General features: G+C 40.9%; 16 protein-coding genes. 6 read left to right on the forward strand and 10 right to left on the reverse strand.

Annotated elements, in window-relative coordinates; all coding sequences use genetic code 11:
* Positions 1 to 95: 95 nt before the first annotated feature.
* Positions 96 to 1,010, reverse strand: coding sequence for a winged helix-turn-helix domain-containing protein (locus DC498_RS03280; RefSeq protein WP_116872705.1), 915 nt, complete (start codon positions 1,008 to 1,010; stop codon positions 96 to 98).
* A gap of 182 nt (positions 1,011 to 1,192) precedes the next feature.
* On the opposite strand from DC498_RS03280, the gene DC498_RS03285 reads away from it, so the two are divergent.
* Positions 1,193 to 1,735, forward strand: a complete 543-nt coding sequence (locus tag DC498_RS03285) for a hypothetical protein (RefSeq protein ID WP_116872956.1) — start codon at positions 1,193 to 1,195, stop codon at positions 1,733 to 1,735.
* A 227-nt stretch (positions 1,736 to 1,962) separates the two neighbouring features.
* A complete protein-coding gene (locus DC498_RS03290; RefSeq protein ID WP_206197515.1) occupies positions 1,963 to 2,955 on the forward strand; it encodes a phosphotransferase in 993 nt (330 codons plus the stop codon).
* A gap of 161 nt (positions 2,956 to 3,116) precedes the next feature.
* On the opposite strand, the gene DC498_RS03295 is transcribed toward DC498_RS03290, so the two are convergent.
* The 3 genes from DC498_RS03295 to DC498_RS03305 all read right to left on the reverse strand — a co-directional run bounded on the left by DC498_RS03295 (position 3,117) and on the right by DC498_RS03305 (position 8,281).
* Positions 3,117 to 5,027: a hypothetical protein gene (locus tag DC498_RS03295; RefSeq protein ID WP_116872707.1), complete on the reverse strand. Its 1,911-nt coding sequence runs from the start codon at positions 5,025 to 5,027 to the stop codon at positions 3,117 to 3,119.
* An 8-nt stretch (positions 5,028 to 5,035) separates the two neighbouring features.
* Positions 5,036 to 7,228: a tetratricopeptide repeat protein gene (locus DC498_RS03300; protein WP_116872708.1), complete on the reverse strand. Its 2,193-nt coding sequence runs from the start codon at positions 7,226 to 7,228 to the stop codon at positions 5,036 to 5,038.
* Positions 7,229 to 7,546: 318 nt separating this feature from the next.
* Positions 7,547 to 8,281, reverse strand: a complete 735-nt coding sequence (locus DC498_RS03305) for a hypothetical protein (RefSeq protein WP_133176750.1) — start codon at positions 8,279 to 8,281, stop codon at positions 7,547 to 7,549.
* Between the two features lie 155 nt (positions 8,282 to 8,436).
* On the opposite strand from DC498_RS03305, the gene DC498_RS03310 reads away from it, so the two are divergent.
* Positions 8,437 to 10,404 (forward strand): sensor histidine kinase, encoded by a 1,968-nt coding sequence (locus DC498_RS03310; RefSeq protein WP_116872710.1) that lies wholly within the window; start codon positions 8,437 to 8,439, stop codon positions 10,402 to 10,404.
* Positions 10,397 to 11,020: a response regulator gene (locus tag DC498_RS03315; RefSeq protein WP_116872711.1), complete on the forward strand. Its 624-nt coding sequence runs from the start codon at positions 10,397 to 10,399 to the stop codon at positions 11,018 to 11,020. The genes DC498_RS03310 and DC498_RS03315 overlap by 8 nt, the downstream gene beginning before the upstream one ends.
* A 288-nt stretch (positions 11,021 to 11,308) precedes the next feature.
* Here the strand turns inward: DC498_RS03315 and DC498_RS03325 are convergent, their stop codons facing one another.
* Both DC498_RS03325 and DC498_RS03330 read right to left on the reverse strand, forming a co-directional pair.
* Positions 11,309 to 14,782: a PVC-type heme-binding CxxCH protein gene (locus DC498_RS03325; protein ID WP_116872713.1), complete on the reverse strand. Its 3,474-nt coding sequence runs from the start codon at positions 14,780 to 14,782 to the stop codon at positions 11,309 to 11,311.
* Between the two features lie 52 nt (positions 14,783 to 14,834).
* On the reverse strand, positions 14,835 to 16,076 hold the full coding sequence (locus DC498_RS03330; RefSeq protein WP_116872714.1) for a GDSL-type esterase/lipase family protein: 1,242 nt from the start codon (positions 16,074 to 16,076) through the stop codon (positions 14,835 to 14,837).
* A 426-nt stretch (positions 16,077 to 16,502) separates the two neighbouring features.
* On the opposite strand from DC498_RS03330, the gene DC498_RS03335 reads away from it, so the two are divergent.
* Positions 16,503 to 17,006 carry a hypothetical protein gene (locus DC498_RS03335; protein ID WP_116872715.1) on the forward strand — a complete coding sequence of 168 codons (504 nt, stop codon included), beginning with the start codon at positions 16,503 to 16,505 and terminating at the stop codon, positions 17,004 to 17,006.
* 190 nt (positions 17,007 to 17,196) lie between these two features.
* Here the strand turns inward: DC498_RS03335 and DC498_RS03340 are convergent, their stop codons facing one another.
* Together DC498_RS03340 and DC498_RS03345 are read right to left on the reverse strand one after the other, a co-directional pair.
* Positions 17,197 to 18,318, reverse strand: coding sequence for an endo-1,4-beta-xylanase (locus DC498_RS03340; protein WP_116872716.1), 1,122 nt, complete (start codon positions 18,316 to 18,318; stop codon positions 17,197 to 17,199).
* 351 nt (positions 18,319 to 18,669) lie between these two features.
* Entirely contained in the window at positions 18,670 to 19,914 is a 1,245-nt protein-coding gene (locus DC498_RS03345) for a M14-type cytosolic carboxypeptidase (protein WP_116872717.1), read from the reverse strand.
* Positions 19,915 to 20,274: 360 nt separating this feature from the next.
* On the opposite strand from DC498_RS03345, the gene DC498_RS03355 reads away from it, so the two are divergent.
* Positions 20,275 to 21,108, forward strand: a complete 834-nt coding sequence (locus DC498_RS03355) for a PIG-L deacetylase family protein (RefSeq protein WP_116872719.1) — start codon at positions 20,275 to 20,277, stop codon at positions 21,106 to 21,108.
* 286 nt (positions 21,109 to 21,394) lie between these two features.
* Here the strand turns inward: DC498_RS03355 and DC498_RS03360 are convergent, their stop codons facing one another.
* Positions 21,395 to 21,958, reverse strand: coding sequence for a hypothetical protein (locus DC498_RS03360; protein ID WP_116872720.1), 564 nt, complete (start codon positions 21,956 to 21,958; stop codon positions 21,395 to 21,397).
* An 827-nt stretch (positions 21,959 to 22,785) separates the two neighbouring features.
* Positions 22,786 to 23,907, reverse strand: a complete 1,122-nt coding sequence (locus tag DC498_RS03370; protein WP_240627838.1) for a sialidase family protein — start codon at positions 23,905 to 23,907, stop codon at positions 22,786 to 22,788.
* Positions 23,908 to 23,948: the final 41 nt, after the last annotated feature.

The raw sequence follows: 23,948 nt of genomic DNA on the forward strand, positions 1-23,948 counted from the left end.
GGTTGTCATCCCAACTAAAGCCAAGCGGCACCATTTGAAGCCAAATGGCGCCGTTTTATATCCTGAAAAATCTGTTTTGAGTTAGGCGATTCTTTTTAAACGTTAATTTCAAGCTTATATCCTTTACCACGTATAACAATAATTTTGATATCCGGATCAAATTCAAGTTTTTTTCTAAGTTTTGATATGAACATGTCCAAACTACGTCCTACAATAACACCTTCATCTTCCCATATCTCTTTTTGGAGCCGGTTTCGCTCTATGATCTCGTTAGGAGACAATGCGAAAATGCGTAGTACACGGGTTTCAGTTTTGGTCAGGTCTGTACTCGTTCCATTTATCATGAGCTTACGGGCCTCCGCGTCGAACAACATTGAACCCAAAGTGAACACATCAATATTCCGGCTAACAGGTAATATTGTATCCTGGCTTTCTGGTAAGGCCTCCTGCGGCTTGACAGGTCTCAAAAAAATAAATCCAATAAATGCTAAAAGCAACATACCTCCCAGGAAATATTCATTCTTTGCCGTAATTATACCCCTTGGTTTAAATGTAATGTTAATCATATAACATGCTATGGGTTGCCTTCTTCCTTTACAGGCCACAATATCATCTTTCTTATTTTTTGATATAGCATATCCATAAGCTACACTTGCATCGACACAGTTCAGTACGTTAACAACATAATCATTTGTTAGCGGGTCTTGGGCTAATAAACGCTGTGTAGTATTTACAAGGGAGTCAGGTTGAAAAGTAAAAGCATTTTCAAAACTGATCTGGTATTCATTTCCGGCAATCTTTTTTACCGGAAGTACCCGTGATATACTATCGCCCGACTGAAAGAGTATTTCATGTCCGATTTGGCGAAGCAAAACTTCCCTCCGGGCTATATCAAAGTCGTCACTGCCCGTTATACTGAAAGCCACACAGATTAAAGAGACAAACATGAATAGTAATAATCCGTAAAGGTATTTACGTTTCCCGGACAGGAGCTTTCTTCTAATAAACATGATGTCAAGATATTATTTACAAAGTTTACACTATTTATTTACAATCCGGGTGCCTTCGTCTGAAAGGTATCAAAGTATTTTTGTTGCATCAACTTTAAAAAGATATGGAAAATAAAAGAAATGCCTTAAGCGAATCTGATTTATCAGGAGATAGAACCATGTTAATTAAACCTGCAAAAAGTATGAAAAAAATTATTTATGCACTGATCTTACTGCTGGTTGTGGTAAGCGGACTAGTATTTGCCAATCACGAATTTAAAAATGAAGCTTCTAAAAAGCCTGCTCCAAAACCAATTACTGATGCTGAAAGGAAGGCAGCAATAAAACAATGGGAGGCTACCCCTGAGGGTATAAAGTTCAAACAATGGGAAGTCTCTCCCGGAGGTCAAAAAGTACTTGACGGTGCTGCTAAAATAAGCAGGCATATCAATGCTTTTACCGATATGGAAGCTGTTGTAACCTCTCTTGCTCTTCCGCCAGGTTCCCGATTAGGTTTTGGAGTAATGGCCAGGATTAATGGTGAGGATTATATCCTCAGTTTTGGGCTGGAAAAGTCTAATGAATTTCAGCAATTGCGTAGTCTGAAAGTTAATGACAAAATAATTATAAAAAGCCATAGTGTATCGTACGCGCCCAAGTATGCATATCCAATAGTGTCGGGCGAATATGTAGAACGAGATAGTAAAGTAATTTATAAACGTGCCCCTCAAAAAGGCGGTTGCTGAGTAAATAAATTATGAAATGCATACAAGTCTATAGATTACCCGGCAGGTCTCAAAGATTAAAATGATTAAATTGTAATTTAACTATAAATAGGTCGACTTCTAAAATACTAGATTTCCGGCGGTGAATTATCAATGGAAATAAGAAAATATCGCTATCCTCGTATTTGAAGCGTTATTTTGTTTACACGTAAGAATTGGAAGAAAGCTTCAAAATCAGGTAAATAATAATGACAAAATTTCCCGTTATAAACAGCACGCTGTCAGAGAATGCCCTTTGCGATTATCTTCAACAAAAGTATAACCTAACTTCTATTACAACTTGTAAACTTTTCCGGGCTGCAATGAATCACATCTATGTGGTAACGTATGGAGATATTAGATATGTATTCAGAGTTTACACGCATAATTGGCGGACTAAAGCAGAAATAACTGAAGAGTTAAGGCTTTTAAATCACTTAAAAGACAACCACAACGCAGTTGCTTTTCCAATACCATATAACCTTAATGAACTTATCCATGAATTTGAGGCACCTGAAGGAAAAAGGTATGGCGTGCTGTTTTCATACGCCAAAGGAAAAAAAACTGCCAGGTTTTCGGCTGAAAGCAGTCTTTTTATCGGCCAAACATTAGCACATATCCATAAGTCAGCGGAGCATTTCACTTTAAACCGAATTACGTACGATACAAAGACATTATTAGAAGATCCAATGCTTAGGATAAAAGCTTTTTTCAACACACCATCCGATGAGGTTAAATTTTTAGAATCCTTATCGGAATTTCTCAAACATACATTAACCGCAGTAGATGATAGTCAGCTTAGAAAAGGGGCAGTTCATCTGGATGTTTGGTTTGATAATTTACATATTGGTGAACAAAACGAGATTACATTTTTTGATTTCGATTTTTGTGGCAATGGTTTTCTTTGCTTTGATGTTTCCTACTTTTTATTTCAGTTATTAGCCACAAACCCTGATGAGAAAGAATATTTGGTTAAAGCCGAAAGTTTTTTAAACGGTTATACAAAAGTATCCCCAATAAGCGAAGCCGAAAGAAGGTTGTTGCCGTATGCCTGCTTATCAATAATGATATATTATATTAGTATTCAGTGTGACAGGTTTGTTTACTGGACAAATATTTTTGTAAATGAAGATCATTTGAAAAGAATGGTAGGTAACCTGAAGCGATGGATTAAATATAATGACATTGTGTGCTCTTGCTAGCGTGAGCTTGCCGCCTGGCGATATTATAATCAGTTTTATGGGTTAGTTGGATGGATTCAAATAAAACTTCCTGTTAAATTGGATGGTGCCCTTCATATTTTCCATCTCACAAACACCAGCAATAGCATCGATATAACCAATAACAGGATTTTTAAGTTTGATTACAACGCTGTAATCTTTACGTTACTGATGTAAACCCGGTTTTCCTTTCCGTTGGTTGTGTTTTTGAAATGAAAGGAGGTGAATTGTGTGTTTTGTGGCAGCTCATTGTATCCCGGAATTTCCTTTCCATACTTATCCAGCATCATAATTTCTTTTCCATCAACAAAACCTTTTACCTGGTTGCCCTTTTTGGTAATAATGATATGCACTTTGTTTTTCTTTTCAGTAAAACCCAGGTTGGGTTTTGATATACCTGCATAACGGATATTGCCGGGCATACCTTTATAAGTGGCTAAAATATTACTGCCGCCTGTGGGATTTGAAGTCCATTTGCTATGTCCCGCCTTAATGTTGAAATCAATATCTACCGGGTTGGGTGAATTGCCTTCATCTCCATATGCTCTAAGTACCTTATTGTTGATATTGAGCAATAAAGCCCCGCCTGTGTTGGTGGTAAAGTCAGAACAGGCCACATCAAACTCAAACTGAAAATCTTTTGGCAAGGGTCTTTTAAAATTATTGGGAAGCATGTACTGTGTTCTTAAATCCAGCCATTTGCCGCTTAACCCATCTGGTGTAACAACAACGCTGGGTTCACCAACACTAACATTATACCATCCCTGCGGTTTCTGCCCGGCATTGTTGGCGGAAAAATCTTCAAAATAATGAACTCCTGCCGGAGTGGGTGAAGCCGGGGCATTCATCCTGTTTTTTTCTTTTTGTATGTTGGCTATATTTTCTTTTTGTATTTCGGGATTCAGCAGGATATATGGCTGCTTATTGTTCTTTTCCGGTGCAAAAAAATAATTATAAACATAGTCGAAATTAAAATGGGTGACCATGTTGCGGTGAATTTCCCTGCTATAGAAATCATGCTGCATACCGGCAGGCATCCAGCCAATGCAGATCCATAAAGGCTGGTCTTGTTTACTTTTTTGCAATACATCGTCTTCATAGGTATAGATGCCATAGGTGTTGTTTTTAAAGCGTTGCGCATCTTCCGTATCAAAAATATCATCACCATTGTAAATATTGATCATTGAAATTCCGTTACTGTTTTTAAGTTCGGCAGGTACCTGCAAGCTATTGCTATATTGTTTTTTTAGCTTTTCAAGATTAGCTTTCCATTTGGGCAATACGGTTTCGTCAAAGCGTTTGTATTCCTGTTGCAGGCTTTCGGGACGATGGCCGAAAGTTGATTTTAATTTATTTTTCGCCACTGTAATTTCTGCCGGAATGGATTGTGCAATCATATCCAGTACTTCACCTCTTGTAAGCTGCCTTATAGGCAATTTGTTGTTGGGCGCTAAGTAAACGGCTACTCCCGGTTGGCAACCATCTCCATCACAGCCAAAGTATTGAATAATATATTTGCCAATCTGCGGGTGGTTTTCTAATTGCAGTTGTTTTACGAATGCATTTATCCTTTCGCTGCTGCCCTTAAAGGCTTTTTCAATTTCCGGCGACCGCCGCATAAAAACCGCCCGGCCGGGAATGGTAAGCATAGGAACAGGCGCTGCATCTAAAATATGGTTGGTAAGGATATACACGGGGTTGGAGGAGTGGGGCGTTCTTATTACTTTTTTACCGGTGTTGTCCCAGGCGGCTTTCCACATCTCTGCATTAACGCCTACCACATAAGGGCTTACTTCGTCTTTATCATTAGGCTCCGCTATGGCAAATGTTTTGTCAATAGCGCCAATCGGAATATAGCTTTTGCGTATCCACTGCGTGAAAACATCGGGCAGCTTTTGCTGGTAGGGAGTAAACGTGCGGGGATAGCTGGATGGTTTGAGCGGTGCGTATGAACCCCAGGCAAATACACTGTCCTGCAATACCTCATCTTTGCTCTGCTGTGCTGTGGCGCTAAAAGTAAAGGCGGCAAACAAAAGGAAGAAAATGATTTTCATGTGTGTATTTAAAAATTAGTAACTGTTATGCCTTTTAACTCACCCGTACCGTAAACATTAACCTGCCCGCTCATGATGCTGATACTGGCTTCTATACCCGCTTCTATAGTCATATCCTGAACATCTTTTCCTGCTATACTTCCATGCTCTTCCATTCCCTTATCGTTTACATTAAAACCTGCTCCCACTTTTACTTCTCCTGTAAGTTTAACATCTTTCACTCCCTGGCGGTTCATTTCTATTTCTATGGCTGCATCTATTTTGGCTTCCACTTTTAACGGGCCTTTTTCTATTTTATCACCCAAACTTTTCTCTGCACTAATTTTTATGGTGCTGCTTATGTAGGTATCGCCTTCGGCGCGTTGAAAATCATCTTCACGGGTGTATTGCAAAAATTTTACATCAAATGTTGAAGTCAAACGACTGCAGTTACTTGAAAATTTTACGATTACTAAATCCGTTTCGCTATTGTATTCACAATGCACGTCATCAAAATTTTGTAGCCTGTTTAACTCCGGCTCTTCATTAGTATCATTATTACAGGAATACTCATTGAGCGTTATGGAAACAAAAGGAAAACCTGAACCATAAGCCGGTGCGCCAAAACCTTTTTTCAGAAAGTTTAGCCATTCTATCTGGTAATTTAATTTAGCTACCTGAAATTCATCGGGCCACATCATATACATGGTATAGTGAGCCGATTCATTGATCATTTCTTTTTTAAGTGTTAAAGCATCCAGGTACAGCGCCTGCAATCTGCCATTAATATCTTTAAGGTATTTATCCGTAGCAGCTTTGTATTTGGGACAATAGGTCTCATTGGCTCTGTGAGCACCGGTTTGGTCTTCGTCTTCTTTGCGCAGTTTTTTCATTTGTTCGTCATAAGCCTTTTTTAGCTGTAAGGATTCCTGTGCGTAAAGGTTCAGGCGGGAACTATAGGCTTCCATTTTCCTTTGCAACATATCCATGCTTGCTTTTAATTTTTTCGTAGCCCTGGTGGCGTACAGGGGTACTGCAAGCATTTGTCCATTTGCACCCGGGTTTGCCCGGGCCGATTTTATATAGGCCGCATTTTCGATCATCCTTTGTTGTTGTCCTTTCATGGCTGCATCTTCAGCATTTTTTTTCAGCTTCGATAAGCTGTTTATTTTGTCATCTACCTGTTCATAAAACAATTTCCATTCTGCTTCCGCATTTATACATCCAGGAGAACTCATGGGAAAAAACGGCGAACGAAATCCGTCTAAATTCAACACATCGGTTTTGCGGCGTGGGGGCAATACGTATTGGGTATGCAATAGTTTTTCGCCCAGCTTTGCCAGCTTTTCTTCTTTCTCCTGCGTATAGGTGTGTTGAATGGATTTTTTTACTGCATCTTTTGCCTTTTCAATATTTCCTTTGCTTTCCGCAAGAGCCGCTTTGGCCATATTGGCCTGGGGATGAAAAGGGTAAATCGCAATGGCGCTGTCTAAATATTTTTCCGCTTTTATAAGCTCACCCAATCCCAGCCAGGCCTGCCCCAGGTTGTTGAGCAGTGTACTGTTTTTGGGAAATTTTGCATTGAGGTTGTCAAGAATAGGAATAGCAAGATGCTCTCCATTCTGCAAGGAAAGCATAGCGGCATAGTTGCTGAGATTGTTGGTATTGGCAGGAGCATCGTTGCAGATTTTTCCCAGCACATACATTGCCATCTGCGGCTTTCCGGTTAGCCAAAATGCGACAGCCATATTCCCCGCTGCTGTGCTGCTTTTAGTGTTGGATTGGATATAGCTGTATATTTTATCACCCATTTTCACCAGTGCTGCATCAAGCGTTCCCATTATTTTTTTCTGGATGGCAGCAATATAGGTTTCCATACGGGCGTCAGTAACCGCTTTGGGTATGGAGGCTACACGCGCCGCATCTCTTTTGGGTACAACACGGTCTTCGTCCTCCCGGGCTTTAGCCAGTTGCCTGTCGGAAACTTTGGGCGGGTTTTTAAAGTCCGGCATTTTAATGCCCAGGCTGTCCATCATTTTTTTATCATCTTCGCTCAGCTCGCCCATCATCTTCTGTGCTTCTTTCATCATCTCCTCCCCGTTCGACCGGGTCATCCGGGCGGGCATTTCTTTTTGTGTAGGAGGTTTTTCGGTTTGCTTTTTCTGTGCAAATACTGCACTTACAGCAAAGAGGATAATAACAATCAGTACTATTTTTTTCATGACTTTAATTTTATATCACTATTGCCTGATAAATTGTAATAAGCGTTTGAAATCCGGGTAATCGCCTCACCCCGGCCCTCTCCTCGCGGAGAGGGAGCAGAACCTGCTATGACAAAGGATTTGAGTGATTTCATAATATTTTTAGTCGGACAATAATGATCTTTTATAATAGTTGTATCAATGTCGTTTCCGTAAGCTTAATCATCCTCATAAAAGTTTTTATAGTCAGCAATACAGAGCATTATCGAATTGTTACCGGCTTGAGGCAATCAACGGCTTAGTCTTAAAAAACTATATATTCTTAAGGAAACAATATGATTACTTATTATAAAAAGGATTCCCACCAATAAAAACCAATTCACTGGTGGCAGTCACCTTATTGCTCATTACGCCGCTGAATGCTTTGGTAATTTTCCTGCCGTCAGTATAATTCAGTATCAGCGTAAAATTTTTTATTTCGTAGGTGCCGCTTCCCGGGGCCCTGTCAGGATATTGATCAGGCATGGTAAAATTGGTAACGAATGCACCCATATCATTGAAAGTGCCATTAGCCGTAAACTCAATCATTGGCTGTGCCTGGTTGGCACTATAAGAATAATTGCCGCTGGTTGACCAGCCCGGTATACCATTAACATATTTGCCGGAAAGCTTTACCCCATCCACTGAAGCCAGCTTATATAAACGGTTGGTATGGCCGACTTTTTCCAATTCAGTTTCGCTTATCTTTTTTACCTCGATGGTTTCATAGGGGTTGGTAAAAGCTCCTGTATTGCCGTTCATGGTAAAAGTTCCCCAGGTACCACCGGACTGATTTTTGGAAAAGTTCAGGAAACCTTCTCCCGGAAGCTGGTTGAAATAATCTCCGTTGGGCATTACAATCTTCCAGTCTATGTTAGACCAGTTGCCTGTTGAACCGGTTTTAAGTCCCATCCATATCTCAAAAGCCGGCTTACCGCCACCGGTATCATTATCGTCAGTTGATTTTTCGCAGGAGCCGTTTATGAATGTGAGCATTGTCAGTGCGAGCATCATTATTTGTTTCGTGATATTCATAATAAAAGGTTTAAGCATTAAAACATTTTTTTTACGGTGTAAAATTGTTCTATTTTAATACCGGCATCAATCCCTGAAAAAGTGGTTTCTGGCTGAGGAAAAAATCACCTGAAAAAGGGATTGATCAGGGTATTTAACTAATATTAATTTGCAGGATGAGCGTACGGCCTTTTATTTTAGCTTTTTGTTTTTTGTATACGGCTGCCGGATTCGGACAGGGTGTATATGTAAATGAATGGAAAGCCATCATTCAGCAGAACAGGGAGGACAGTGCAAGCGCATCGGCCTACAACTGGTTAGTGTTTATGGGAAAAGATTATGGTATTCCTTATACTGATACCGATGCCATGATTGACAAAGTCCTGCAAATAAGTGAACACATTCATAATAAAACACAATCCTCCTTTGCATTGCTGAACCAGGCTTTAAAAATGTCAGGTAACGGAAAATATGATACTGCACTGTATACTGCCAATACTGCAAAAGATATTTTAAGCCAAACGGATACTTTAAAAAACGATGCGCTGTTATCTGTTTATTATTTTACTAAAGGGATGATACTGTTGCCGCAGGGATCATTTAAAGAAGAGACCTTAGCCAGTTTTTTAAAAGCGCTCACATTATCCAAAAAAACAAACCATCCTTATCTTACTGCGGTTTGTTACAGTGCTGTGAGCAAGGCTTACAGTTATCTCCGGCAGTTTGAACATGAAATTGATAACAATAAAGCCTTCCTGGCTTTTGCGCTCAGCGCCCCGGTGGATTCTTTAATTCTTGCAAAAGCCTATAATAACGCTGGCGCTGCTTACCTGAATGCGGGTGATAAAACCAATGCTGCAAAATATTTCAACGACTTTGAGCAACTGCTTCCACGACTGCAAAGCCCTTACCTGGTATGGTTGTCTTACAACAATAAAGCGCACCGCCTGATGGAAGACGGGCAATACAGCCAGTCCGCGGCAAATGCTTTGCAGGGAATTGAAATTGCAAAAGCAAACAACTTATCACCTTTTGATAAGCTGGCTACTTACTATCTTTTAGGGTATACACATTACTTAAACAACGATTTTACAAAAAGCAGATCGTACATGGATACCACTTATATGATCGCGGAAGGAGTGGGGTCAAAAGAATATGTAATGTATGCGGCAAGCGGTATGGCAGAAATTGAAGGTAAGCTTGGCAATTATAAATCAGCCGCGGAATATTTAATGCTGCAGTTGCAATTGTCTGATAGTATTTCTAATGAGCGATCAAAGATCAATGCCAATTTTTTACATATTGAATATCAATCGGCGCAAAAAGAAGCGCAGATAAAACTACAGGAAGCAAGCATCAGTAAAAAAAATATACTTAATTATATTTTATTTGGAAGTGCCATAGCATTGGCTGCTATATTATTGCTCTCTTACCGCAACTATAGCAGTCGCCAGAAGCTGCAGCAACAGCGCATTGCAGAGCTGGAAACCGAGAAACAATTATTAGCCACACAATCGCTGCTCAAAGGCCAGGAAGATGAACGCAGCCGCATGGCTAAAGACCTGCACGATGGATTAGGCGGGATGCTGAGCGGCGTAAAACTACAATTAGGAGCCATGAAAGGTAATCTGATATTAACAGAAGAGAACGGCATACTGTTCAACAATGCCCTTCACAAATTAGATGAATCCATATCAGAAATGCGCAGGGTAGCGCACAATATGATGCCGGAAGCATTGATAAAGCTGGGGTTGCAGCAGGCCTTGCAGGATTATTGTGATGGCATTAACGCGTCGCGTACACTTACCGTAAATACGGGATTCTACGGGCTGGAGCACAGGATGGATGCAGCCACGGAGGTAACGGTATACCGTATTGTACAGGAGCTGGTGAACAATGCGGTAAAGCATGCGGCGGCATCAAACGTGCTGGTACAGGTAATGCGGCAGGATCAGTCGCTGAATATTACCGTGGAAGACAACGGCAAAGGCTTTGATGCCACTCATTGGAAGGAAAAGCATACTGCAGGTTTGCAGAATATACTTTCGAGGGTGCGTTACCTGGGAGGGCGTATGGATATCCAATCGCAGTCCGGCAAAGGCACTTCGGTGTTTGTGGAATGTATAATTGAAAGCAATGGATAAAATAAAAATACTGGTAACAGACGATCACCCGATGGTGCTGGAAGGAATGCAGACCATGCTTTCGCAGATAGGATTTGTTGTTATAACCGGGCTTGCCCGCAACGCTTACGAAGCGATGGAGCTGATAAAAGCAAACCTACCGCATATTGTTATTACAGATATCAGTATGCCTGAAATAAGCGGTATAGCGTTCGCGGCAAAGATCAAAAATGAATATCCCGGGGTAAAGATCATTGCCATGAGTACATTTAACGAGCGTAGTTATATTTCCCAAATGGTGCAAAACGGGGCATCGGGCTATATACTCAAAAGCGCGGCTAAGGAAGAAATAGAAGAAGCCATACTTACCGTATACGAAGGGAAATTATATATGAGCGTGGAATTGGAACTGAACAAAAAAGAACAACAGGAAATAAATAAAATCCCCATCCTCACCAGCCGCGAAAAAGAAGTGCTGGCATTGATAGCCGAAGGCTTTACCAATCCGCAAATTGCTGCAAAATTATTTGTAAGCCCTTACACGGTTGACAGCCACCGCAAAAACCTGCTTACCAAATTTGAAGTGAACAATACAGCCGGCTTGATTAAGCTAGCTGCCAAATATGGATTGGTATAGCTAAGCATTATAAAAGTTACAGGAGGTTTGCTTTTAGAAAAATGGAAGGTAATCTCAATTTTCGGAAGCTGCGTGAGACGCTTTACCCGCCGCAGGATACTTCCCATTCAAGAAATTAATATAAGTAACAGCCGGCAGCAGGCCTGACAATGCACAAGACAATGCTACCAAACCTGCGGCAGGGCGGTATATTAAAAATAAGGCAAGAGAAGTAATTTTGAGGCACAGGTCAGGAGAGTTGTGCCAGTAAGGTTCAAAAAAAATCCACACATAAAACAATGATTATGGTTACCTCACCAATTTTGTTTGTGCCGCATTAGTTGCAGCATCTTTTAATACAATGTTCAGGGCGCCATCTTTTCTCACGGTCCGGTCTATTATAAAGCTGATCTGGTAAACACCTGGCGTAACATCCATCAGTACCTCTTTCTCTCCGATGGTAAGTTGTTTATTTCCCTTCCAGGCGGTTAAACCTGCAGTAGAGTTCAGACCCAAGGCTACATTACCATTACTCAGCACATCTATTTTAAAGGTAACGGCACTGTATCTTTTGTTTGAGCCGCCGTCAATCAGGGGAAGTTCCCCGATAGGTAAATCTCCCGACACTTTACTATATACAGGTGTAGTGCTTATTTTTTTATCCGCTGAAATTATTGAAGCTACTCCGGCCTGCTGTACCTTTTTATTAATCTCGCTATTCGCACTAACCGCTTCCCAGTACCGTACGTTTCTTGCTGTAGGCACGCGGAATTTTCCTGTCTCGCCAAGTTTTGTAAGGTATCCTATCAGGTCTACAAACTCTTTTCGTGTAAGCCTTGCTGTTAGCCCCGGTGCCATCAATGATCCGGGAATTTTTTCCAGGTTTGTTACCTGGCTCCTGGGTATAGCAACTTCTTTTCCTGCCATATCCCGAACAACTACTTCAGTATTACCATTCGCGACTATATAGCCCAATACATCGGTTTTGTCTTTCTTCAACACGCGGTGTAATTCATATCCTTCTTTAATAGACTGGTTAGGATATATTACAGACTTTATAATCGTTTCCACCGGGGAGCTGGTACCCAGGCTGCTGAGATCAGGTCCTATCAGTCCGCCTGCACCACCAATAGCGTGGCAAGACATACAGGCAGTTTTACGAAAAACAATTTCTCCTGCTTCAGGATTTGCAGTGGCGAGTACCTGGTTTTTAAGCTCACTAATTTGCTGGGCGTTTAATTGTTGCGGCATCAATTCAACAGGAAGTTTCCCTGCGGATGTTTCCAGCAATTGTTTGAGTTGTACTACATCTTTTGCCTGTTGCCTGTTTCCCGGTACTTTTTGCTCTAAGGTTTTTCTTGCTGATGCAGCAATGGCCGGAGATATTTTTTTATTACTTAGTTCCTGTGCCAATACAGCAATGCCATCTTTGTTGGTTATAAATGCCTGTACCAGGGAATTAATATCTGCATTGCCGGGTAATTTTTGTAAAAGGTCAACCGATATTTTTGCTGCTTCCGGCAGATTTACTGCAACAAGCCGGGCAGCTGCAAGCGTGCGCAGTTCATTGGAATTTTTTGGACCGGTTAGCTGCACCAGTAATTGTTGAGCGCTTTCAGGATTTATATTAACCAGTGCGCCTAATGCCGCTTTTTTAATATCATTGTTGCCGGTTTGTGTAAGCCCTGATAAGGTAGTTTTTGCTTTTTCTAACTGCCAGTATCCGGATAAATCTATAGCAGTTAACGCAATGGATGGATCCTCGTGACCAATTAAATGAATGATTCTTTCTAACTCTTGCGCAGGCATAATTTTTCTGTCGCGGGATGCATTTTGGAGTACGGCGAGCTGCCCGGCAAGTTCATCATGGTTGGTATTGTTAGCCGCCAGGTTCAATATACGGTCCAAGTCCTGCGGTGATGCCCATTTGGCAAAAGCAGTCAATACCTCTTTTTTATATTTTTCAGGCAGTTTTTTTTGCTCGTAAAATGAAATCAATGCAGAGATGGCATAAGGATTATTCAACGATTTTAAGGCAAATACGGTTTTCAGATCGTCTCCCAGGAAATGCTGATCTGCTTTTACACGAGGCAGCCATTGCTGTTCCAGTTCACGCACCGTTTGCCATAATGCATAATCCAGAAATTCATCCATAGGTTTATCCAGCACCGTTAATGCCAGGCGTGCTGCTTCAGCCGTTTGCAGTTTTCTTAATGTTATTACAGCTTCCAGCCGCACAACAGGATGCTCATCAGCCACAGCCTTGGTTAAGAGTGTATCTGTTTGAGGAATTTTATCATTCCACGCTCTGAGTGTTCTTAATGCTGCCGCCCTTGCGCCGTGTTGCTTCGCACTCAGCAATTGCAGTAATAGTGGTTCGTTTATTACATTTAAAGTCTGGTAAGTCCACAATGCTTCCAAAAGATGGTGTTCATATTCCGCATCGCTTTTGTCGAGTTGAGCAACCCAATTTTCTAATGCCGGCACTACTGCTGCCGCATCTTTAGCTTTTAAAACCTGCTTTGCCTGTGAGCGGGTCCAATCTTCCGGTTGTTTCAGGGCATCGAGCAGATCATTAACACTGGCTTTTGTAAGTTGAGGTTTTTGCACCAGTGGCCTGTTTTTTGCAACAATGCGCCAGATGCGGCCATGCTCCTGGTCTCTACGGGGATCAAAAAAATCAACTTCGCCATGTTGAATAATCGGGTTGTACCAGTCTGCCACATAAATAGCGCCATCAGGACCAATGGAAATGTCAACCGGTCTGAAAGCAACATTGTCACTCCAAAGCAGATCTTCCGCCTGCTTCGATATAAATCCACTGCCTTGTTCCTCCAGTTTAAAACGGCTGATCCTGTTAGCCCGGAAATCGTTGGTAAGTAAATCACCGTTTACAGATTCCGGCAAATGACGCCCGGATACAATATCCAATCCGCTGAACTTAGGTTGTCCCGGATTCAGCCCGCGTACGATTCTTTCTGCACCAGGCGAAGTAACAAAAGTGGCGCCATCAAAAGCATAGTTGATACCGTCTGATCCTGCTCCGTCTGTTAATAGTGACTGACCCCAGCGGTTAAACTGAAGTCCCCAGGGATTAATCAATCCTTTAGCATAAATATTGAGGTCAAGCGTGGCAGGATCTAACTGCCAAACGCCGCCGCCATCAAGCTTTTTTAAACCAGCAGGTGTTTCAATACTGCTGTAGATATAGATGGATTGATTAAAATAAAACTGTCCTTCGGGGCCCCAGCGAAAAGTATGAATCAAATGGTGGGTATCCGCTGTGCCGAAGCCATTTAATATTCGCTTCCTTTCATCTGCTTTACCATCACCATCCGTATCTTTCAAAAAAAGTATTTCTGTAGCATTGGCTACATATACTCCGCCATCACCAGGCAAAATACCGGTGGGTGTTTGCAATCCTTCTGCAAAAATGGTTGACTTGTCAGCTTTACCATCGCCATCTGTATCTTCAAGAACGAAAATTTTATCGTTGGCAGTCTCACCTGTTTTGGTGTGGGGGTAAGCTGTGCTGGATACGATCCATAGCCTGCCTTCAGCATCCCAATTCATCTGAATCGGTTTCACTACCATAGGATCTGTTGCAAACAGGCTGATCTCGTACCCGTCTGCCACATGAAAAGAAGCCAGTTCTTTTTCCGGATCAGGACCAGGATTTTCTTTATAATAGCCACGTTTTACAAGAGAAGTTGTAACAACGATGATAAACAAAACTGCGGAAAGAATAAAATACTTATGCTTATAAAAAGGAATTGTTTTCATTTGTATGTTTCTTTTAAACACTATAGTCTGCAATCAGTAAATGCGTACTGTATTAATTTAATCTGGTAAGCTTGTATGTAATGGGTTTCAATAATTGCTTTTGCGCTATCTGGCCTTCAAGCCATTTAATGATAATATTCATGTCTTCCAAACCTTTCAGGTGGCGGCCCTGCTCATAAGATCTGAACCCGATAATATAAGTAGTATTCATTGGGCGATACTGCTGAAAGAACACTTCATTTTTTTGAATGATCAGGTCTCTTAATTGTTCTGCCTGGTCAAACACAATACCGTTACTGATATGCACACCCTCTCCCCACTGTTTGTCTGATGCAGTAACAACCGGTACATCATTATTAGTAAGAGTATAGTATCCCTTTCTTAAGCCGGTTATTTGTATGATTTGAGTATTCGCTGCATCCGCCGGGCTTTTAGAAGGTGCGGGCAAAGGCAGCAGTTGATCATTCACTACAAAACTGAAGGCTTCATTGTTATTTCCTTTTTCAATAATGCTTGCAGATTCCGCAATCTGAATATCATTTTTAGTCACACTGATATGGATGGGCTGATTACGTTTGGGCAAGCTCAAAGCATCTTCTATTACAGCGGCAAGAAGATAGTATCCTCTTTCATTAAGGTGAATACCATTATCTGTAATAGTAGTAGTGTTGCGTATTTTATTAACAGGGTTGAAGACATCAATAAAATATTTATTCCGCGACGCCGCTATTTCCCCTGTTTTTTTTGAATACAGTTCAAGCAAAGCATTGCGTTTTATAATGTCGCCGGTAGCATCAGCTAACATTAAAGGAATGGGTGAAATCAAAACAGACCGGGCATTCAATGCGTCGATGGTATCAATCAACTGGTTAAGCCCTTCAGCAAAATGTTGAAGTCCGGCCTCGCCCTGCATGGCTTCCAATCCGCCGTATGCAATAAAAACTACAGTCGGTTTTGTTCTTTTAATATTTTCTATCAAGGTTTGGTAAGGGGTAGGAGGGTTGGTAAAAGTTCCCCGCGCTTCGCCTCTAACCATATCGCCTGTCCAGCCAATATTCCTGTACGTAATGTTTTTGTCAGGCCATCTTTCAGTCAATGCAGTTTCCATGTAGCCATATTGTAAATCGTTTTCAAAAAAAGAATTTCCAAGAAATACTACCCGGTCGTTGTTATTAAGAACAAAACTTTTGTTGGAATCACCCGGGGGAGCTTTGGTACTGGTTTGTGCAATACTGCATTGATGAATAAAGGAAATGAATAATACTAAAAACAGAGAACGGGAAACAGCTGACATCTTTGTGGTTAATTTTCTTTTTATATTAATGATTAAATGATAAGCGCAGCGCTAAAAATACCAATTAATTTTGGTTCTTAGCAAGTCTCAGCCCCGGAGCTATATGTGCAGGCTGAATACTGCAGCAGGCAGAGAGCACACGTAATGCAATGAAACCAATTTTGTTTATTTGACAGATGCAAAAAATGATAAAGAATCCTACAGGGAAAATCGTTGGTTAGGCATAGCTTTTAGTACGACGCCAATTTTTAATAATGAAGAAAACTATCTCTTTGTTTCATGAGTAGAACAATAAGTATTTTATTCTCCGCAAAGCCTCAGTCCGGCGACAAATTTAAAATTTTGTACGCAAAATCAATGAAAGTTTTGACCCCCCAATGAAAGACAGCTATTGAAACTAAAATGAAACAACTATAATATTGCTCAATGTTTGACTTGAAATTATCAGATATAAAAGAATGGCTTATTGAAAACAGAGAAGAATATCAAAGGTTAAGAGCAAAAGGATTTCCACCATTTGACAATGCCTTTTATTGGACTTACAATCATTTATATGACTTTATCCAATATTACAAATACAAGCAGCGTTGCGATATAGGATTGTCAGAATTGGATGTTAATAATTTTAATAGATTATCTCAATGGACAAAAGAATATGAAATTTTAGGTTCTCAAGACTTACTCATGTTTGAGGTTAATTACATGGATTGGACGGAAGAAGTAAGCAGTCACAAAATTAAAATTCACAAAGGACTTTACACAGAAAGAAAACCATTTGCAAACATTCTTTGTTTTTGTGAAGTGTTTCAACATTTGTATTGGAATAATAAAGTCCACGAAGCAAAACTGACTGAAAATGCAAAAGCGGAAGTTATTGCCGAGTTAAAAACAATTTTGAAAACTTACTATATCGATACGACACACAGCTGACCAATGCTACAACCAACATGAACTGCATAAAAGACCAAATAAAAAATATTTTTTCTTTCCTCACAACATTTTACGTGCTTCTCCGTAAGAGTCCGGCTTATACAAAGCTCAGCGTTAAGACTCCACGGAGTACCAGGTAATATAGCCATAGTGTAATCATCATTTACTATTTGAATATACCCTGCAACAATCATTTACGCCTGGTTTCAATCACACTATAAAAAGCATGCTTCGGCAAAAAAATCCTGTCGAACAACAATGGATAATTGGTTCTTCCCTTAATGGGCCAATCGTTCAACCATGATTGTCCATCATTAACACCCCAAAACGTTATACGACTCACCTGTTGGTTGTATTTCAGCAGCAGGATAAAAAGGCTTGCATAGGCTTTTGCCTGAATTTGAGCAACCGTGTCTGGTAAGGCATCCGGCCAGGGATTCATGCGCTCATTCCACCGGGCAGTTTTATTGATATCTGCTTCATTACTCTCCCATGGGCCGGGCAGCACACTAAGATCCAGTTCGGTAATCATCGTTTCCAACCCCAGGGAAGAAAAAGCCCGGATGCTCTCTTCAATATATTGTAGAGGAACGGCATCATACCGCCAGTGTCCCTGGATGCCAATCCCATCAATACGTACTCCGGCAGCCTGTATTTTTTTAACCAGGGCAATAACGCCGGCTCTTTTCAGCGGTTGCTCTATATTATAATCATTATAATACAATTTTGCTTTAGGGTCTGCCTTTTGGGCCAACCTGAAGGCATTTACAATATAATCTTCACCAAGGGTTTCCAGAAAAATGGAGCGACGCAAAGTTCCGTCTTCCTCCAACGCTTCGTTTACAACATCCCAGGAGTATATCCTGCCCTTATAACGACCCACAACCGTATTGATATGATCCACAAAAAAACGCATTACAGAATCCGCATCTTTCATGTGTTGTACAAAAACCGGCAATTGACTATGCCACACCAGTGTATGACCGTTTACTTTCATACGGTAACGTGCAGCATAATCCATCAATTTGTCTGCCATTTCAAATTGGTACACATTCCATTGGGGATGGATCTCGGCGGCTTTCATTACATTTTCTGCTGTAACAGCATTAAACTGCTGCGGGATGAGCTTTACCGGCCCTGCATCCTTTTCATAAATCTGCATGCTGTTCAGCGCAGTACCGATAAGAAAGTCTTTTTTGAAAACCTCTTTCAAAGGTGGCAGGATTTGCTGTGCTGAAATACGTTTGCCTGGATAAAATGAGATGGCTGTAACTACTACAACAAAAAAAATTATGGAATATTTAGCACGCATCGCTTAAACAAATTATTAAAATAAAGAAGAAGCATTGCAATGTAAGCGCTTTTTGATTCACCGCAGCGGTGCGCCCCTTTTCCTCACAGCTTTTCAAGCGTTTCTTCTCAGCCACCTTTTTTTCACTCACAGAGCTTCAGGCGTTTCTCCGCGGAGTATCGACTCCGAGCCATGTGTGTTAGCTTGACTCTGTGGTAGGCGGGGAGAACGGATATTAGCTAAAATAATATCGCTTTATCTTAGTGTTAGCTTATGCCTGTACGCCAGGAGATATCAGCACCGTTTGGAATATACTCTATCACCAATAGCTATTCGCAGTATACCATTGTGTTGATTATCTAAAGGACACTCTTATTGTTTCCAGCGCCCACTGCCTTGTAAAAAATAATCTGTAATTCCCAAAGCAATGCCTTTTCCATAGGTATAGTAATCGTCTGTAGTAAGATATGCTTCCTCTCTAATTTTTGATTGCGGAATTTCAAAAGTACCGGAAGGAATATAAAACTCCTTTACCAGGCAATCGTTCAGTGATCCTGAAAATTCCATGGGAATATATTTTACCGGCCAGTATTTATCAAGATGCGGTGTAAGATCATCCAACATACCTTCAGGGGTATGCAGCAGGTTCATTGAACCTTCCTGTCCCTGGCTATGGATATCAAGTGCAAGGTCAATGCTTTTTCCTGTGCTTTTCCATTCGCGTATCCATTTTTTTACGCAGGCAACTTCAGGTTCCACAGGTAAATGAAGCATATCGGTAAAATCATCGTCCCATTCCTGGTTCAGGTCTTCAAGGTCACCATTGAATCTTGTAATGCCATGAAAAATACCATCGGGGTTCATCATAGGAATGATCTTATATACCGTGGTTTTTCTTGCCATAGCGGCCTTTTCATCATCCGACAGCAGGAAGCGAAGAAGCCCTTCTACCACGTATCCGCCGCAGTATTCACCGGCATGTTGCAATGTTGTGATAAATACTATTTTTTTCCCGGCATCCGGTACGGTAGTATCAGTAACGGTTAATAAATGAATATCCCTTTGTTCCGGGGTTTTACCCAGGGTTTCAATGGTTAAGAACTGGTTTCCTTCAACCGAATGGATCAGCTCCAGTCCTTGTGTATAAGAGAATGGATGAGCATAAGCTATCCATACCGTATCTTCAGTAAAGACATTACGGAATGTAAGCGAATGTTGCTTCGCATTGTATTGTACATCATGTATCCGCTGCCAGTTTTTTTGATCATAGGAATACACAGGCTGTGTGCCTGCTGTGTAAATCAGGTGGGGACCTCCCCTGTAAATGCCAGCCAGGCTATCCAGTTGTATCGTAATGTTTTTGCCGGCTACGTTGCTGAGCTTAAAATAGAACCAATAGTACTGATCATCGCTGCTGCTCTTTTGTTTCCGGTGCCTGGGCCAACCGGTGAGAAAGTCCGGTTTTGATTCCCATAAGGTATCTATGCTGCCCGAATCAAAATCGCTGCTTACGGTTATAGCGGAAGACCCGGCGGTATCGCTGTTTTCAGAAGAGACACAATGAGTGCCGGCCAGGGCGGTAATAACCGTTATGTAGAAGAATACACGCAATTCCATAATATCAAACGTACATGAAATTTTCTATTCATAAAATACACAAAGGATGAATGAAAAATTTTATGGAAGTTCCTCCTGCCTAAAAAAACAGTAATAAATATTCAAGAGAAATCTACGGCTTATACAAAATTGATTTTTCATCTATTTCACCTGTTCATTATCTTATTTTGTACCAAACAGTACAGGAAAAGGGGGGACAAATAGCAATTAAAAACCCGGTTACAGGACAAGATAAGTTACTACTTTATCCAAATGAGTTAACCGTTGATGGAGACATGCGTTTAACTTCGGGCAGGGAAGCTTTTACAGGCAGGGTTTGTAGCGTGAAAAAATTCCAGGTATGGATATAAATGTAAACAAATGAAAAATTATTTACTGTATGCAGGTTGCCTTTTACTTTTTAGCTGCGGTAACGAACAACAATCGTCTCCGGAAACTACAACAGGTAATACCGTTGCGCCCAAAACAGTGATGGCAGTATTTGCACACCCGGATGATGAGATTGATGTGAGTCCTTTGCTCACCAAGCTTGCTTCACAGGGGCATAAGGTGTATTTAACCATCGCTACCAATGGAGATATGGGTATTCGCGAACACGCTAAGATACCGGCAGGAGATTCGCTTGCACATGTGAGGGCAAGGGAAACGGAATGTACCTGTAAAACATTGGGTATACATCCGCCTGTTATGCTGGGATTAGGAGATGGTAAATTAACTAACGGCAATGCATTGTCGGTTTTGAGGAAAAGATTGGACAGTGTTTTTGCCATCTATAAACCGGATATCGTTATTACCTGGGGTGCTGAAGGTGGTTCAGGGCATCCTGACCACAGGATGGTAGGCGCGGTGGTTACCGAAATATACCAGGCAGGACAATCAGTAGGGTTCGGAAAATTGTTTTATACTGCTATCCCCACAGAACACTGGCGGGATGAGCCGCCCTATAAGTCTGAACCCCAGATCAATTATCACCGGCATTATAAACCGGTAGAGAAAAAATACCTTCCTGTGCGTATATGGTGCAGCGAAGAGGAAAACAGGATTGCGAGGGAAGCTATGCGTTGTAATGTATCTCAATATCCTCCTGAAGAATTGGATGATAATGAGCTTTGGATGAACAATATGAATAAGGATACCGTTTATTTGCGGCCTTATACAAATGCCGGGTATATGAGCAATGATATTTTTAAGTAGCTATCGGGTGCATTTAAAGTCTTCGCGTATATGACATTTACCGTAAGACCCGTTGCGTGATCTGAATCCATAAACAGGCAGAAGGCAAATGTAACTTCGATAAACCTACACTTATTACGAATGTAAAATAAGTAACGCTGCAGCATTGGTCTGGCTTAGCTCCTTAACCTTCGCTACCAGACCAGCGCCAGTATTATACAGCAAAAATCTCCGATACAGATTGGAGACTTTTGCTGTATTTCCACAGGAACGGTTTTATATATATCAAAATTCCAATGAGGACTTCCTAGTTTTTCATTTCTTTAAAATAGGAAACATCTCCATCCATTTTTACCATGAGTATGAGCCTGGCATCTGCTTTACTCAATTCAACAAAATAATTGTCTTCGTCATTAAACTGAATGCCATATAAATACATGTCCATATCATTGAATTCATTGTCATCGTACATGATCACCCTGTCAATTTTGTAGTCGCTATATTTTGTAGTTATATGCTTTTGAGCTGAGGCTGGTAAATCAGAGAACTGCCTGGGCATTACAGTGCCGACAAGCTGGCTGTTAAAATCGTAAAATGCTTTTTTAGTTACACCGTGCTGTGTGAAAACTGCTTCGTCAAAATAGCCGTTTCTTTTCCATTTCACATTAGGGATATTACCAAAGTCGATGTTAAATTGTGTTTTTGATTGTACGCTTACATCATTACCTTCTAATTTTCGTAATTGTTTTTCATCGGCTTTTTTTTCTTTTTTTAGTTCTTTGATATCTTTCCTCACTGCTGTTTCCTGTTGTGCCTGTATACCTGTAATGGCTAATAAAGTAGCTGCTGCAAAAACTATTATCTTTTTCATTGTGTTAGAATTTATTTGTTAAAGAATAATCCTGACAGTAAAAATCCAAGTTCGTGCCAGAACATTTTATTTTTAGTTAAGCATTGTTAATGGATGCAAACCAATGGTTAATGATATCACTGGCGCAGGGTGTCGCGGGGAGATCTGCCATAGCCAGTTCTGCTAAATAGGGCTTGCTGTTTAACTCCCGGCATTTATTTTTTTAAGTTTTTACCAGTAACCGGGTTAGCCGCCTCTTTTTGTATGGTTTCGCCGAAGGCGAAATTGAAAAAATGCGAAGCATATTTTTTCAAAAGACAAAAAGATGCGGCGTTCCGGTTACGCAGCCCGCCGGCTGTGGAGGCAAAAGGATTCGTAAAATTTAATTATGGCGAAACAGCTGCATGGTTTTTGAAAAATTTGATTCAAAACCCTTGGAGCAATTTAATAACCAAAGCATGAATATACAATGATCTTTATCAGAATATCACCAAAATGGAATTAAACAGCAAGCCCTAATTATTATATTACTGGTGAGCAAGGAGTATGGTGATGTTAAACAGGTGCAATCACCCGGTATGAGGCAATGAGAAGAAATAATACATCAAACATAATAACTACGAAGAACTCAAAACGGTATAACTGGTTTAACCGAACTCAAATAAAGACATAGTTAATGAAATAGCATTGACCCAATAACATTTTCTAAACAGGCGCATATTTTTTTTAATCACTTCCCGAACAGGTCATAAAAGCTATTATCTGCGGGTTGGATATTATGTTCACTTACTATTTTTGAGATGACAGAAAGACCCTGTAATTAACCTGCTGCTGCCGGGATTAATACATTATTTGTAGAGTTGTTTGATCGGGAATTGCCTTACAGCCAGTACACTCAGGTGTGTTTTTTTTACCTGGCTGCCTGCACAGTAGCCCAGTAAAATGTTTTTCTTATTAAAATGCATGGCTGTGTAACAATACCAGCCATCGGGATCGGTTTCAATATCCCTGATGTGTTGCCAGGTATTGCCATCGTCTTTTGAAATGGCCAGGGAGAACGGAGTTCGTTTGCCTTTCATCGGCGGATTATTGGCGCCATTATTATTCCAGGCCATTACTAAATCACCTGTTGATGGAATACGCTGTATAGTGGCTGGCGATAAAGGAGACTGGATAGTAGTGGGTACGCAGGCGCTCCAGCTTTCACCTTTATCTTTTGAGTAGGTTTTATATTGCACACCTGCTCCAGCCCGGATAATCATCATAAGATCCCCGTTCTTCAATTCTGCCACTCCCGGTTCCTGGAATACCACATTGCCTGGATTTGCAACAGCTGCACCTGAATGCCAGGTTACACCATTGTCGTCTGAGTAATAACTGAAGAGCGTGGCATTGTTATGCCATTTGTTTTCTTCCGGTGTTTGATGCAGCGCTACTGCCATTACCAGTCTTCCGTTCTGCAATTGAATCACCCGGTCGTTGTTAAGTACAAAATATCCCTTTTTATCGGTAATGCAGGGGATGGGATCAGTCCATGTAGCAGCTTCATCGTCCGATAAACGCATCATGGGAATACAATCTGATTGAGAATTTTTACGCAGGTAAAACAAGGCTATCTTTCCGTTCTGTAACCGGAGTAAAGAAACAGACATCACGTTCATGGTCCCTTCTTTTTCTACTACCACTTTGTCATCAGTACTCCAGGTTTTACCGCCATCCTTTGATTCGCGACGGGTGAGTTTCGCTGTAGCATGATCGTCGCCTGACTCGCCAAAATACCGGCTATAAATCAAAACTATGCGCCCGTCCTTTAATGTAATAAAATCGCCTTCACTATTACGGGGGTTATCCGGTCCCGGATCTATCCTCATTACCGGTAATGAGGAAATGTTTGAAACTGCGCGGCTGCTTTTGCAGGCAAAGCCCGATACCATAAGTAAACCGGCAAAGAAAATAAAAGCCTCTTTCATAGTATTTACTATATTCTTTAATTATTTATCAATTGAATAAT

It is taken from the genome of Terrimonas sp. (assembly GCF_003075435.1).
GTDB lineage: Bacteria > Bacteroidota > Bacteroidia > Chitinophagales > Chitinophagaceae > Agriterribacter.

Bases quoted from the DNA above. Each gene is read 5' to 3' on its own strand.
- DC498_RS03280 (WP_116872705.1), bottom strand. From the start codon at position 1,010: ATGTTTATTAGAAGAAAGCTCCTGTCCGGGAAACGTAAATACCTTTAC.
- DC498_RS03285 (WP_116872956.1), top strand. From the start codon at position 1,193: ATGAAAAAAATTATTTATGCACTGATCTTACTGCTGGTTGTGGTAAGC.
- DC498_RS03290 (WP_206197515.1), top strand. From the start codon at position 1,963: ATGACAAAATTTCCCGTTATAAACAGCACGCTGTCAGAGAATGCCCTT.
- DC498_RS03295 (WP_116872707.1), bottom strand. From the start codon at position 5,027: ATGAAAATCATTTTCTTCCTTTTGTTTGCCGCCTTTACTTTTAGCGCC.
- DC498_RS03300 (WP_116872708.1), bottom strand. From the start codon at position 7,228: ATGAAAAAAATAGTACTGATTGTTATTATCCTCTTTGCTGTAAGTGCA.
- DC498_RS03305 (WP_133176750.1), bottom strand. From the start codon at position 8,281: ATGAATATCACGAAACAAATAATGATGCTCGCACTGACAATGCTCACA.
- DC498_RS03310 (WP_116872710.1), top strand. From the start codon at position 8,437: ATGAGCGTACGGCCTTTTATTTTAGCTTTTTGTTTTTTGTATACGGCT.
- DC498_RS03315 (WP_116872711.1), top strand. From the start codon at position 10,397: ATGGATAAAATAAAAATACTGGTAACAGACGATCACCCGATGGTGCTG.
- DC498_RS03325 (WP_116872713.1), bottom strand. From the start codon at position 14,782: ATGAAAACAATTCCTTTTTATAAGCATAAGTATTTTATTCTTTCCGCA.
- DC498_RS03330 (WP_116872714.1), bottom strand. From the start codon at position 16,076: ATGTCAGCTGTTTCCCGTTCTCTGTTTTTAGTATTATTCATTTCCTTT.
- DC498_RS03335 (WP_116872715.1), top strand. From the start codon at position 16,503: ATGTTTGACTTGAAATTATCAGATATAAAAGAATGGCTTATTGAAAAC.
- DC498_RS03340 (WP_116872716.1), bottom strand. From the start codon at position 18,318: ATGCGTGCTAAATATTCCATAATTTTTTTTGTTGTAGTAGTTACAGCC.
- DC498_RS03345 (WP_116872717.1), bottom strand. From the start codon at position 19,914: ATGGAATTGCGTGTATTCTTCTACATAACGGTTATTACCGCCCTGGCC.
- DC498_RS03355 (WP_116872719.1), top strand. From the start codon at position 20,275: ATGAAAAATTATTTACTGTATGCAGGTTGCCTTTTACTTTTTAGCTGC.
- DC498_RS03360 (WP_116872720.1), bottom strand. From the start codon at position 21,958: ATGAAAAAGATAATAGTTTTTGCAGCAGCTACTTTATTAGCCATTACA.
- DC498_RS03370 (WP_240627838.1), bottom strand. From the start codon at position 23,907: ATGAAAGAGGCTTTTATTTTCTTTGCCGGTTTACTTATGGTATCGGGC.